Origin of the sequence: Streptosporangium sandarakinum (assembly GCF_050942225.1) — a bacterium.
Lineage (GTDB): Bacteria > Actinomycetota > Actinomycetes > Streptosporangiales > Streptosporangiaceae > Streptosporangium > Streptosporangium nondiastaticum.
The window spans coordinates 2,074,401-2,087,354 of the sequence record NZ_CP192034.1; the positions used below are offsets into that span (position 1 = coordinate 2,074,401).

Annotated in this window: 8 protein-coding genes; 3 read left to right on the top strand and 5 right to left on the bottom strand. The window is 73.6% G+C overall.

Annotation, left to right across the window (positions count from 1 at the left end):
- Positions 1–70 precede the first annotated feature (70 nt).
- The 4 genes from ACQP10_RS09770 to ACQP10_RS09785 all read right to left on the bottom strand — a co-directional run bounded on the left by ACQP10_RS09770 (position 71) and on the right by ACQP10_RS09785 (position 4,923).
- Positions 71–1,549 carry a glycoside hydrolase family 3 protein gene (locus ACQP10_RS09770; protein ID WP_433541243.1) on the bottom strand — a complete coding sequence of 493 codons (1,479 nt, stop codon included), beginning with the start codon at positions 1,547–1,549 and terminating at the stop codon, positions 71–73.
- 176 nt (positions 1,550–1,725) lie between these two features.
- The gene (locus ACQP10_RS09775) at positions 1,726–2,577 is read right to left on the bottom strand and encodes a carbohydrate ABC transporter permease (RefSeq protein ID WP_179818848.1); all 852 of its coding nucleotides are present in this window, start codon (positions 2,575–2,577) and stop codon (positions 1,726–1,728) included.
- A complete protein-coding gene (locus ACQP10_RS09780; protein ID WP_346020688.1) occupies positions 2,574–3,590 on the bottom strand; it encodes a carbohydrate ABC transporter permease in 1,017 nt (338 codons plus the stop codon). The genes ACQP10_RS09775 and ACQP10_RS09780 overlap by 4 nt, the downstream gene beginning before the upstream one ends.
- Before the next feature lie 4 nt (positions 3,591–3,594).
- The gene (locus tag ACQP10_RS09785; protein ID WP_346020687.1) at positions 3,595–4,923 is read right to left on the bottom strand and encodes a sugar ABC transporter substrate-binding protein; all 1,329 of its coding nucleotides are present in this window, start codon (positions 4,921–4,923) and stop codon (positions 3,595–3,597) included.
- Between the two features lie 203 nt (positions 4,924–5,126).
- Here ACQP10_RS09785 and ACQP10_RS09790 point away from each other — a divergent pair, with 203 nt between their 5' ends.
- Complete coding sequence (locus tag ACQP10_RS09790) at positions 5,127–6,404, top strand: ROK family transcriptional regulator (protein ID WP_346020686.1); 1,278 nt, start codon at positions 5,127–5,129, stop codon at positions 6,402–6,404.
- 150 nt (positions 6,405–6,554) lie between these two features.
- On the opposite strand, the gene ACQP10_RS09795 is transcribed toward ACQP10_RS09790, so the two are convergent.
- Positions 6,555–11,297: an ATP-dependent helicase gene (locus ACQP10_RS09795; RefSeq protein ID WP_433541891.1), complete on the bottom strand. Its 4,743-nt coding sequence runs from the start codon at positions 11,295–11,297 to the stop codon at positions 6,555–6,557.
- Between the two features lie 134 nt (positions 11,298–11,431).
- Here ACQP10_RS09795 and ACQP10_RS09800 point away from each other — a divergent pair, with 134 nt between their 5' ends.
- Positions 11,432–11,626, top strand: a complete 195-nt coding sequence (locus tag ACQP10_RS09800; protein WP_179818844.1) for a DUF3046 domain-containing protein — start codon at positions 11,432–11,434, stop codon at positions 11,624–11,626.
- A gap of 230 nt (positions 11,627–11,856) precedes the next feature.
- A complete protein-coding gene (gene recA, locus ACQP10_RS09805) occupies positions 11,857–12,948 on the top strand; it encodes a recombinase RecA (protein ID WP_346020684.1) in 1,092 nt (363 codons plus the stop codon).
- Positions 12,949–12,954: the final 6 nt, after the last annotated feature.

The following is a 12,954-nucleotide window of genomic DNA, read 5'->3' on the forward strand; positions in this document are numbered from 1 at the left end:
GCCCGTACGGCCGCGCCGTTCCCGCCCATCCCCGTCCGACCGGCTCAGCCGAGCCGGTCGGACGGGACCGTCAGACGCCGAGCAGTTCGGCGGCGGCCTGGGCGTTGGCCCGGCCGGCGCCGTACGTGGCGAGGTAGGTCACGCCCTCGGGCCGCCAGACCGGCAGGCCCATCTCCACCACCGTCGCGTCCGGGCGGGCGGCCAGCAGCGCCGAGATCACCGAACGGCCGACGGCGTGGCGGTGGGCGTCCTTGACCACCACGACCAGGGAGCGGTCCGCGGCGCGCGCCAGCAGGCCCGGCACGTCGGCGTCCTCCGGCCGGACCCGTACGATCTCCGCCCGGGGCAGCAGCGGGGTGAACCCCCACGGCACGTCCCCCACCGCGATGGTCGGTGGGGTCTCCATCTCCACCAGCAGCGGATCGACGAGCGGGGCCGTGGTCCCGGTGAGGCTGACCGCCCGGCGGGCCGCGGCCAGGCCGACCACCCGCTCCCCGTCCATGCCCGCCGCGCCCGCCGCCGCCGCGTCCGCCCGGGACGCGGCGAACCAGGCGCGCAGCCGCGTCACCCGCTCGGCCGCCTCCTCCAGACGCTCCCCGGGCAGACGGCCGTCCCGCACCGCGGCGACGATCCCGGCGATGATCCGGCGGACGTCCTCCTCGGTCGGCAGCGGCCCGAGGCAGAGCAGGTCGGCTCCGGCGGCCAGGGAGAGCACCGAGCCGCCCACCAGGCCGTAGGCGTCGGTGATCGCCCGCATATCGAGGGCGTCGGAGATGACCACCCCGTCGTAGCCCAGCTCGCCGCGGAGCAGCCCGGTCAGCGCGGCCGGCGACAGCGTGGCGGGGAGCGTCCCGGTCAGCGCCGGGACGCGGACGTGCGCGGTCATGATCGATTTGGTCCCGGCCTCGATCGCGGCGCGGAAGGGCACCAGCTCACGCACGCGCAGCAGCTCCGGCGAGGCGTTCACGAGCGGCACCTCCAGATGGGAGTCCTGGAGGGTTGCGCCGTGGCCGGGGAAGTGCTTGACGCAGGCGGCCACCCCGGCCGACTGCAGGCCCCGCACCGCGGCGACGGTGTGCCGTGCCACCAGGGTGGGGTCCGATCCGAACGAGCGGGTGCCGATCACCGGGTTGTCGTCGGCGCTGTTGACGTCCGCGGACGGGGCCATGTCGAGGTTGATCCCGCAACGGGCCAGGTCGTCGCCGATCGCCCGGTGCACACGCCGGGTCAGCTCGACGTCGTCGACGGCGCCGAGGGCGGCGTTGCCGGGGTAGGGGCTGCCCACGTGGTAGTCGAGGCGGGTGACGTCGCCGCCCTCCTCGTCCAGCGAGACGACCGGCTCGCCCGCCTCGTGCAGCCGCGCGGTGAGGGCCGCCAGCCGGTCGGGGCCGGCGACGTTGAAGCCGAAGAGGGTGACGCCGCCGAGGCCGGCCTCCAGCTCCCGCACGACCCACTCTGGGGCGGTGACGCCCTGGAAGGCGGCGAGCAGCGTGCCGGCCGCGAGGCGGTGAAGGCCGCGGTCGCCGGGACTCGCGGTGAACTCGGACATGGCGCTGGAACGCTCCTTACCTGGAAAGTTGCCGGGAGAAGTGGCCCGGTGGAGGGGATGGTGGCGGCGGGGCCGTACGGTGCGGGCCGCGCGGGCCCGGCCGCCGGTGTCGCCGCCGCCGATGGCGTGCCGTACGGCCCGCGCCGCGCGGGCGCGGAGCCGTACCGGCGCCGGGGTCAGCCCTTGACGGCGCCCGCGACGAGGCCGGAGACCATCCGCCGCTGCACCACGAGGAAGAAGGCGACGACGGGGATCGTCATCATCGTGGAGCCGGCCATGATGGCGCCCCAGTCGGTGCCGCGCTGGCCGAAGAAGAACTGCAGCGCGACGGGCATCGTGTAGCCCGAGGAGTCCGACATCAGGATGAGCGCGAAGATCAGCTCGTTCCACGCGGTGATGAACGAGAAGATGCTCGTCGCCACCAGGCCGGGGGCCACCAGCGGGAACAGCACCCGCCAGAAGGTCGTCATCCGGCTGGCGCCGTCGATCCAGGCGGCCTCCTCCAGCGACCTGGGCACCGCGGCGACGAACGTGCGCAGCATCCAGATGCCGAACGGCAGCGTCAGGCCGACGTTGATGACGATCAGGCCCAGCAGCTGGTCGTACAGGCCGAGCCGCTTGACGTTGAGGAAGAGCGGGATGAGCAGGGCCTCTGCCGGGATCATCTGCACGATGAGCAGCAGGATCAGGAAGCTCGTACGGCCCCGGAACGTGAAGCGGGCGATGGCGGTGGCCGCCAGCAACGCGAGCGCGGCGCCGATGAGGACCGTTCCCAGGGCGACGATCGCGCTGTTGCGCATGTAGAGCCAGATGGAGTTGCCGGCCACGCCCTCGCTGAGCACCCGGTCCACGTGTTCGACGGTGAAGTGGGTGGGGAACGGGATGAAGTCGGTGGTGAAGATCTGGTCGTTGGCCTTGAAGGAGGTCGAGACCATCCAGTAGACGGGGAACACCGCGAACAGGAAGACCAGCAGGCCGGCCGCGTTCAGCGCGATCCTCGTCAGGCGCTTGCGGGCGAACGGGGTCATCGCAGGTCCTCCGTCTTGACGATCTGCCTGATGTAGACGGCGGTGACGACGAGCAGGATCAGCGTCAGGATCACCGCGATCGCCGCTCCGACGCCCATCTTCGGCGGGCTGCGGAACGCCTCGGCGAAGGAGAAGATCGACAGGTTGAACGCCTCGCGGTTGGTCGGCCCGCCCATCAGCACGTACAGCTGGCTGAAGACCTTGAAGTCCCAGATGATGGACAGGATCGTCAGCACCGAGAAGACCGGCTTGAGCAGCGGGAAGGTGATCTTCCGGAAGATCCGCCAGGGGGTGGCGCCGTCGACCCGGGCCGCTTCGTAGAGCTCCGCGGGGATGCCCCTGAGGCCAGCGAGCACCGACACCGCGACGAACGGGAACGACGACCAGAGCACGCAGACGATCAGCACGAGGTAGATGGTGAACGCGTCGTTCAGCCACGGCTCGCCGGTCCAGTCGGACCGCCCGAACAGCAGCTCCGACAGCCCGTCGGGCAGGAGGTTCAGCGCCCAGTTGATCATTCCGGCGTCGGAGTCGAAGAGCCAGCGCCAGATGACGCCCTGGGCGACCGGCGGCACGGCCCAGGCCGACATGATGCCGATGACCACGAAGGTGGACATCTTCTTGCTCAGCCGGTTGAGCAGGGTGCCGACCGCGGTCCCGAGGACCAGCGTCAGGGTCACCGTGACGGCCGCGAACACGAGGGTGTTGCGGAGGGAGGACCAGAAGATCTCGTTGTCGAGGACCCTGGTGTAGTTGTCCCAGCCCTCCCAGGTCGCCGGCTTCTTCCCGTTGATCTGGGGGATCCCCACCTTCTGGAAGGAGATGAGGATCATCTGCCCCAGCGGGTAGAGCAGCAGCCCGGCGATCACCAGCAGGCCGGGTGCGAGCAGGACGTAGGGGACGGCCCGGGGGGAGAGCCCGCGGGCCTTGGCGGGACGTTGCGGGGCGTGACGGCGCCGCCCAGGGGCGGGGAAGGAATCCCCGCCCCTGGTGACCGTGGACGTGTTCGTCATGGGGCTACTGGTTCAGGATCTCTTCGATTTCCTTGTTGGCCTTGGCCAGGGCATCGTCGGCGCTGGCCTTGCCCTCGATGACCGACCGGGCGGCGTTCTGCAGCACGGCCTTGGTCTCGTTGGCCTCGGTCCAGTTGGAGTCGGCGGGGAACGCCTTGGCCTTGGCGAAGGCGGCGGCGAACGGGGCCTGCGCCGGGTCGTCCTTCAGCTTCGCCAGCGCCTCGGGGTAGATCGGCAGCAGGCCGCCCTCGGAGGCGTAGCGGCCGGCCCACTCCTTGTTCGTGGCCATCTTGACGTAGGCGGCCGCCAGCTCCTTGTTCTTCGCGCTGCCCCAGACGGTGATGTCGTTGCCGCCGAAGAAGGACGGGGCCTCACCGCCGGTCTTGGCGGGGAGCGGGAAGAAGCCCAGCTTGTCGCCCTTCAGCTTGCCCTTGCTGTCCTCCTCGATGCCCGGCAGGTCCCAGCCGGCGGTCAGGTACATGCCGACCTTGTCGTTGGCGAACCGCTTGCGGATGTCCACCGTGTTCTGGGTGAGGCGCGACTTGCTGGACAGGCCGTCGGTGACCAGGCCCGTGTAGGTGGCGAAGCCGGCCTTGAACGCGGGGTCGGTCACCTTGCCGACCCACTTGTCGCCCTCCTTGACGGCGTACTCGCCGCCCTCGGACCAGGCGAACGCGGCGAGCAGGTGGTTGGCGTCGGAGCCGCCGTTGAAGGCGAAGCCGTCGACGTCCTTGCCCTTCTTCTCCTGGATCTTCTTGGCCGCGGCGACGACCTCGTCCCAGGTCTTCGGAACCTCGATGCCGAGATCCTTGAACCAGTCCTTGCGGTAGAGCACCGCGCGGGAGCCCGCGCCCCACGGGACGGCGTAGACCTCGCCGTCGATGGTCTCCAGGCCGAGGAGGTTCTTCGGGATCTCCGCCTGGTCACCGGACTGCACGAGCTCGGTGATCGGGGACAGCGCCTCCTGGCTCTGCCAGAGCGGCACCTGGTCGTTGCCGATCTCGGTGACGTCCGGGCCGGCGCCGCCCGCGGCGGCGGCGGTGAACTTGTCGTTCACCTGGGGCCAGGGGATCCACTCGAGGTTGACCTTGGCGCCGGACTCCTTCTCGAAGGCCGCGTTCAGCTCGTCCATGTACTTCTGGGCGGCGGGGTTGCTGTCGCCGAGCCGCCACATGGTGAGCGTCTGACCGGCGAACTTGGGGCCGGAGGCGGCCGGCGCCGACGCCCCGGAGGTGGCGGCGCCATCGGACGAATCAGAGCCGCTGCAGGCGGCCAGGCCCAGCGCGAGGGCGGCGGTGGCGGCCGTCGTGGTGGCGATTCTCGCGAACTTCACTGGAGTTCTCCCTTTCCGGCTTTCAACGGGGGTGACGCTCTTCGGGCTGTCGGCTCGGGTCCCCGCGACCTGAGCGCGCTCCGGGCGGAGTGGGCGTCCTGTGGCCCGCGGGACTGTCGCCTGCGGGCTGACCATGGTTAAACTAACAATAAACTTTCTTAAAAGAAACGACCGTTAGCGGATCGTGACGGGGGGAGCGGACCTTGCCCAGACGCCCGGGAACACCCCGGCTGCTGCGCCAGCTCAACGATCGGGCGGCGCTGGAACTGCTGCTGGCCGGCGGACCCCTGACCCGGGCCGAGCTGGGAGAGCACACCGGCCTGTCCAAGGTCACCGCGGGGCAGCTGCTGGCCCGACTGGAAGAGCGCGGGCTCGTCGCGGTGGTCGGCGAGCAGGCGGGCGGGCGCGGCCCCAACGCCGCCCTCTACGGCCTCGTGCCGTCGTGCGCGTACGCCGCCGGGCTGGACGTCCAGCCCGGCCGGGTCAGCGCGGCGGTGGCCGACATCACCGGCGAGACCGTGGCCGAGGTGTCGGTGGACCCCAACGGCCACGACGACCCGGTCCGCCTGGTCTGCGGCGCCGTCGACAAGGTCTGCGCGTCGGCCGGCATCACCCGCTCCCGGCTGCGCGCCTTCGTGATCGGCACCCGCGGCGTCGTCGACCCGGCCACCGGCGACGTCCGCTTCTCCTTCGACCTGCCGTCCTGGCACGTGGGGGTGCTCGCCGGACTTCGCGACGCCCTCGACGTCCCCGTGCGGATAGAGAACGACGTCAACCTCGCCGCGCTGGCCGAGCACGTCCACGGCGCCGCCGCGGGACTGGACGACTTCGTGCTCGTCTGGGCCGGGGTCGGCCAGGGACTCGGGGTCATGCTCGGAGGGCGGCTGCACCGGGGCTTCACCGGCGGCGCGGGCGAGATCGGCTGGCTCCCGGTGCCGGGGGAGCCGCTCCCCACCGACGTGCACGAGCCGCAGTCGGGCTCCTTCCAGCGCCTGGTCGGCGGGGACGCCGTGCGCGGCCTGGCCGGCGCGCACGGCATCGGCTCCGGCCGCGCGCCGGTCTCCGTACCGCTCTCCGTGCCGGTCCCAGGGGCCGGGATCGGCGGCGCCGACGCGGCGGGTTCCGCGAACGGCTCGCGCGGGGTCACTCTCTCCGACGTGTCCGCGTCCCTGGGCGACCACGTCCGCGCGGCCGTCGAGGAGGGCGCGGAGGACTTCCTCGTCGAGCTGGCCGGCCGGCTGGCCGTCGGCGTGGCGGCGGTCTCGGTGGTGCTGGACCCCGGCCTGGTCGTGCTCAGCGGCGACGTCGGCCGCGCCGGCGGCCCCACGCTCGCGGCCAGGGTCGAGGAGGCGGTGGCCAGGATCTGCCCGAGCCGGCCGCGGGTCGTGGTCTCACGGGTCGAGGGCAACCCCGTGCTGCGCGGGGCTCTGGTCTCGGCCCTCGGCCAGGCCCGCGAGCAGGTCTTCTCCGAAACCGTCTGACCGGCCCCGGCCGGGCCCGCGCGCGGGTGGTTCCCGGAACCGTCTGACCGGCCCCGGCAGGATCCGCGCGCGGGTGGTTCCCGGAACCGTCTGACCGGCTCCGGCCGGGCCCGCGAGCGGGTGCTCCCGGAACCGTACGGCGGTCTCCGGTCAGGCGCGCAGGCGCAGGCCGCGCGGGGTCGGATGGAACCCGGCGGCCTCCAGCGCGGCGGCCAGGGGGGAGTCGCCCACGGCCGAGCCGTCCGCGCGCTCCACGGTCAGCTTCCCGAGGGCGCCGTCGCGCACCGCCAGCGCCAGGGCGTCCACGGCGGGCCGCAGCCGCTCACCGCCGGCGAAGGACAGCAGGGTCTTGCCGCCGCGCTCGACGTAGAGCACCAGATGCCCGTCGACGAGCACCACCAGGGAGCCCGCCTTGCGGCCCGGCTTGTGGGACACCTCCCCGGGATGGGAGGGCCACGGCAGGGCGGCGCCGTACGGGTTGGCCGGGTCGGCGGCGGCCAGCACCACCGCCCGTGGCACGTCCGCCACGGGCTTCCGGGTGCTCCAGAGGTCGGGGGCCGGCTCGGCGGGCCGGAGCGGGCTCGCCGCGGCGCGCATGCGGTCCACGGCGCCCGGCAGGGCGAACTGCGCCCCGCCCAGGCCCTCGACGAAGTAGCCCCGGCGGCAGCGGCCGCTCTCCTCGAACGCGCGCAGGACCTGGTAGACGGCGGCGAACCCGCCGGGCAGCCGCTCGGCGGCCACCGCGCCCCGGGTCACCACGCCGTGCCGCTCCAGCAGCGTCTCGGCCTGGGCGTGCGCCCGCTGGGTGGCGTCCCCCGCGGGCTCCGGCAGCAGCCACCAGCGCCCGCTCACGGTCGGCGGGCCGCTGCGGCTGGGCAGCACCGGCCGCCGCCTGCGGGTGGTGGCCGGGCGGTGCGCCGGGCGTCCGGTGCCGAGGGTGGCGCGCAGCGGCGCCAGCGTGTCACCGGTGATCCGGCCCGCCCACACGAGGTCCCACACCGCGGCCGTGAGCACCACGTCGTCCGGGGACGGGCCGGACGCGAGGAGCGCGCCGGCGCGGGCGCCCAACTCGCGGAAGAACAGCGCGCCCCCGCCACCGAGGGCGGACAGGACCGCCTCGTGCAGCGGGGTCATGGTGATCTCCAGTGGCTCGGGCATCAGCAGGGGCGCGGTGTCGGCGAAGTACAGCGCCACCCAGCCGTCCGCGCCCGGCAGCGATCCCTGACCGGCCCAGACGACCTCGCCCGAGGAGGTCAGCTCGTCCAGCAGCGACGGGTCGTATCCCGGCACCCGGGAGGGCAGGACCAGCGTCTCCAGCGCGGAGGCGGGCACCGCCGCGCCCTGGAGCTGCTCGATCGCACCCACCAGCGCGTCGATCGGCGGCCTGCTCCCCCGGGAGGCGCCGGTGACGCCGTGCCAGGCGGGGGCGAAGGCCGCGAGCGTCTCGGGGGAGACCGGCTCGACCTCCTTGCGGAGCCGGGCCAGCGACCTGCGGCGCAGCAGCCGCAGCACCCCGGCGTCGCACCACTCCTCGCCCCGGCCGCCGGGCCGGAACTCCCCGCTCACCACCCGGCCCGCCGCGGCCAGGCGGCGCAGCGCGTCGGTGACGACCGCCTGCCCCAGGCCGAACCGCGCCGCGGCCGTGGCCGCCGCGAACGGGGCGCGGGTGCGGGCGTGCCGGGCGACCAGATCGCCCAGCGGGTCGTCCACCGGCTCCAGGAACGCCTGCGGCACGCCGACCGGCAGCGGCACGCCGAGCGCGTCGCGCAGCCGGGAGGCGTCCTCGATCGCCGCCCACCGCTCCTGACCGGCGATCCGCACCCTGATCGCCCGCCGGGCCTCCTCCAGGCCGGCCAGCCACGCCGGGTCGCCCCCGCGCAGGCCGACGTCCTCGGCGAGCAGCGGGCCGTGCGAGCGCAGCAGGTCGGCGAGGTCCTCGGCGTCGCGCAGCGGCCGGTCGAGCCGCGCCAGCTCGCGCTCGGTGTCGGCGATGACGTCGGGGTCGAGCAGCTCGCGCAGGTCGGCCTGGCCCAGCAGCTCGGCCAGCAGGGTCGTGTCGAGCGCCAGCGCCTGGGCGCGGCGCTCGGCCAGCGGGGCGTCGCCCTCGTACATGAACGCGCCGACATAGTTGAACAGCAGCGACGCGGCGAACGGCGACGCCTGGGAGGTCTCCACCTCGACCAGCCGCACCCGCCGCGCCGCGATGTCGCGCATGAGCCGGACCAGGCCCGGCACGTCGAAGACGTCCTGCAGGCACTCGCGCATCGTCTCCAGCACGACCGGGAACGAGGCGTAGCGGCTCGCCACGGCCAGCAGGTGCGAGGCCCGCTGCCGCTGCTGCCACAGCGGGGTGCGCCTGCCGGGCGTGCGGCGCGGCAGCAGCAGGGACCGCCCCGCGCACTCCCGGAAGCGCGCGGCGAACAGCGCCGAGCCGCCGAGCTCCTCGGTGACGATCCGCTCGATCTCCTCGGCGTCGAAGACCGCGACGTCGGACGGGGGGTCGGAGAGCGTGTCCGGGATGCGCAGCACGATCCCGTCGTCGGAGTGGATCGCCTGGACGTCGACGCCGTAGCGCTCGCGCAGCCGCCGCCCGATCGCCAGGGCCCACGGCGCGTGCACCCGCGCGCCGTACGGCGAGTGCAGCACGACGCGCCAGTCGCCCAGCTCGTCGTGGAACCGCTCGACCACCAGCGTCCGGTCGTCGGGGACGTAACCCGTGGCCTCCCGCTGCTCGGCGAGGTAGGACAGGAGGTTGGCCGCGGCGAACCCGTCGAACCCGGCCGCCCGGATCCGCTCCGGCGCCCCGCCTCCCGAGGCGGACACCTCGCGGAGGAAGGCGCCGATCGCCCGGCCCAGCTCGGCCGGGCGCCCCGCGCTGTCACCGTGCCAGAACGGCAGCTTGCCCGGCCGGCCGGGCGCGGGGGAGACCAGGACCCGGTCGGCCGTGATGTCCTCGATCCGCCAGGACGTCGCGCCCAGCACGAACACGTCGCCCACCCGCGACTCGTAGACCATCTCCTCGTCCAGCTCGCCCACCCGCGAGGACTTCTCCCCGGCCAGGAACACGCCGAACAGCCCCCGGTCGGGGATCGTGCCGCCGTTGGTCACGGCCAGCCGCTGCGCTCCCGGCCGGCCCCGCAGGACGCCCGTGACGCGGTCCCAGACGATCCGCGGGCGCAGCTCGGCGAACTCCTCGCTCGGGTAGCGCCCGGCGAGCATGTCGAGCGTCGCCTCCAGGGCGCCGCGGGGCAGCGTCCGGTACGGCGCGGCCCGCCGTACCAGGGCCTCCAGGTCGTCCACCGTCCACTCGTCGAGCGCCGTCATCGCCACGATCTGCTGGGCGAGCACGTCGAGCGGGTTGCGGGGGTAACGCAGCTCCTCGATCTCCCCGGCGCACATCCGCTCGGCCACCACCGCCGTCTGCACCAGGTCACCGCGGTACTTGGGGAAGATCACGCCGCGGGAGACCGCCCCCACCCGGTGACCGGCCCGGCCGATCCGCTGCAGGCCGCTGGAGACGCTCGGCGGCGACTCCACGCAGGCGACCAGGTCGACCGCGCCCATGTCGATGCCGAGCTCCAGGCTGGAGGTCGCGACGACGGCGGGCAGCCGCCCGGACTTGAGGGCGTCCTCGATCGCCGCGCGCTCCTGCTTCGACACCGACCCGTGGTGGGCCCGGACGATCTCCGGGACCACGCCCTTGGACGCGCCCGCCTGCGCCATCATCTCCGCCGGGGCGGCGGACGAGGCGGGCGGCGGGGAGCCGGCCTCCCCCGTGCCGCCGGTGTCGTCGGGCCGCCGCTCCCAGGCCAGCTCGTTGAGCCGGGTGCAGAGCCGCTCGGCCAGCCGCCGGGAGTTGGCGAACACGATCGTCGAGCGGTGGGCGCCGATCAGGTCGAACAGCCGCTCCTCGACGTGCGGCCAGATGGACCGCCGGGCGGGCGGCTCGGTGAGCCAGCGGTCGTCGCCGAGATCGTCGCCGGCGCCGTCGCCGGGACCTCCGCCGGGTCCGTCGCCGTCACCGGAGGACGGCCGCGCCGGGGCGGAGTCGAGCTCGGTCATGTCCTCGACCGGGACGACGACCTCGATCTCGATCTCCTTCTCCGAGGGGGGCTGCACCACGACGGCCGGGCGGGGACCGCCGAGGAACTCGGCGACCTCGCTCACCGGGCGCACGGTCGCCGACAGGCCGACGCGCTGCGCGGGGGCGGGGAGCAGCGCGTCGAGCCGCTCCAGGGTGAGGGCCAGGTGGGCGCCGCGCTTGGTGCCCGCCACCGCGTGCACCTCGTCGACGATGACCGTCTCCACCCCGCGCAGCGCCTCGCGGGCCTGGCTGGTCAGCAGCAGGAACAGCGACTCGGGGGTGGTGATGAGGATGTCGGCGGGCCTGGCCGCGAACCGGCGCCGTTCCTCCGGTGAGGTGTCGCCCGACCGGATCGCCACGGAGATCTCCGGCGCCGGCAGCCCGAGCCGCCGGGCGGTCTGACGCAGCCCGGTCAGCGGCGCCCGGAGGTTGCGCTCGACGTCGACCGCCAGCGCCTTGAGCGGCGACACGTAGAGCACCCGGCAGCGCCGGGCGGCCTCACCGTCCTCGCGCGTGCGCCCACGGGACCCGCCGGAGCCCCGCGTGCCCCGCCGGTCGCCGGAGTCGCGGGCGCCCCGCGCGGTCCCGCCGGGCGGGGGCGCGGAGCCCGGCCCGCCGTCCGCGCCGCCGGCCTCGGCCGCGCGCTCGGCGGCCAGCCGGTCGAGCGACCACAGGAACGCCGCCAGTGTCTTGCCGGAACCGGTGGGCGCGACGACGAGGGTGTTGTCCCCGCGGGCGATCGAGGCCCACGCCCCCTCCTGGGCGGCGGTGGGCGCGGCGAAGGCGCCGGCGAACCATTCCCTGGTCATCGGGCCGAAGTGGTCGAGCGCTGAGCCGGTCACGGATCCATACTGCCCTCCGCCACCGACAGAACCGCCCGCCCGGAGCACCGCCTCCGGGGCGTCCGGTCACGAGCATCGTGGGGAGGGGTCACACTGGAGCCATGCGCCTGTCGGACTTCTGGAACCGGATGAGACTCCACTTCGGTGACGCCTACGCCGAGTCGTGGGCCCGCGACTACGTCATCGCCGACCTGGACGGCAGGACGGTGAACCAGGCGCTGGCCGAGGGCGTCGCCGCCAAGGACGTCTGGCGGGCCGTGTGCAAGGTGTCCGACGTCGCCGCCGGTCTGCGCTGAGCCGCCGGCTGGTGCTGAGCCGTCGGCTGGCGCTGAGCCGCCGGTCCGCGCCGGTCCGCTCCGCGACGCGGGGCGCCGTGGGACGGACGGGGGCGTCGAACCTCGATCGAACAATCGTTCGGCTATATTGGACACGCCGCCATCGATGGCGTGCTCTTCCAGAAAATGTCGGTCGCACCCCGTAGCTTTCTGGCAACCGATTCATCCCGTGACCCTCCAGGGGGGCTCCCATGGCAGCTAACGACCGCGAGAAGGCGCTCGAGACCGCTCTCGCCCAGATCGAGCGGCAGTTCGGCAAGGGCTCCGTCATGCGTCTCGGCGACGAGGCGCGGGCGCCCATCGAAGTGATCCCGACCAGCTCCATCGCGCTCGACGTCGCCCTCGGCATCGGCGGGTTCCCGCGCGGCCGCATCATCGAGATCTACGGTCCCGAGTCCTCGGGTAAGACCACGGTCGCCCTGCACGCGGTGGCCAACGCCCAGAAGGCCGGGGGCATCGCGGCGTTCATCGACGCCGAGCACGCCCTCGACCCCGAGTACGCCAAGAAGCTGGGCGTCGACACCGACGCGCTGCTCGTCTCCCAGCCCGACACCGGTGAGCAGGCGCTGGAGATCGCCGACATGCTGATCCGGTCCGGCGCGGTCGACCTGCTGGTCATCGACTCGGTCGCGGCCCTGGTGCCCAAGGCCGAGATCGAGGGCGAGATGGGCGACAGCCACGTCGGCCTCCAGGCGCGCCTGATGTCCCAGGCCCTGCGCAAGGTGGCCGGCGCGCTCAACAGCACCGGCACCACGGCGATCTTCATCAACCAGCTCCGCGAGAAGATCGGCGTCATGTTCGGCTCGCCCGAGACCACGACCGGTGGAAAGGCGCTGAAGTTCTACGCCTCGGTCCGTCTCGACATCCGCCGCATCGAGACGCTCAAGGACGGCACGGAGGCGGTCGGCAACCGCACCCGGGTGAAGGTCGTCAAGAACAAGATGGCCCCGCCCTTCCGCGTGGCCGACTTCGACATCCTCTACGGCGTCGGCATCTCCCGCGAGGGCGGTCTGATCGACATGGGTGTCGAGCACGGCTTCGTCCGCAAGTCCGGCGCCTGGTACACCTACGAGGGCGACCAGCTCGGCCAGGGCAAGGAGAACGCCCGCAACTTCCTGCGGAACCACCCCGACATGGCCAACGAGATCGAGAAGAAGATCAAGGAGAAGCTCGGCATCGGCCCGCGCCTCGACAGCCCGGCCGCCCCGCCCGCCGCTCCCGCTCCCGCTCCCGCCGCGTCCGGCCGGGGTTCCAAGGCGACCCCCAAGCCGGGTGACGTCTGATCCGGG

What these genes read in the sequence shown, in the direction of transcription:
- ACQP10_RS09795 (WP_433541891.1), bottom strand. Translation starts at nt 11,297, where the DNA reads ATGACCAGGGAATGGTTCGCCGGCGCCTTCGCCGCGCCCACCGCCGCC.
- ACQP10_RS09800 (WP_179818844.1), top strand. Translation starts at nt 11,432, where the DNA reads ATGCGCCTGTCGGACTTCTGGAACCGGATGAGACTCCACTTCGGTGAC.
- ACQP10_RS09780 (WP_346020688.1), bottom strand. Translation starts at nt 3,590, where the DNA reads ATGACGAACACGTCCACGGTCACCAGGGGCGGGGATTCCTTCCCCGCC.
- recA (WP_346020684.1), top strand. Translation starts at nt 11,857, where the DNA reads ATGGCAGCTAACGACCGCGAGAAGGCGCTCGAGACCGCTCTCGCCCAG.
- ACQP10_RS09770 (WP_433541243.1), bottom strand. Translation starts at nt 1,549, where the DNA reads ATGTCCGAGTTCACCGCGAGTCCCGGCGACCGCGGCCTTCACCGCCTC.
- ACQP10_RS09775 (WP_179818848.1), bottom strand. Translation starts at nt 2,577, where the DNA reads ATGACCCCGTTCGCCCGCAAGCGCCTGACGAGGATCGCGCTGAACGCG.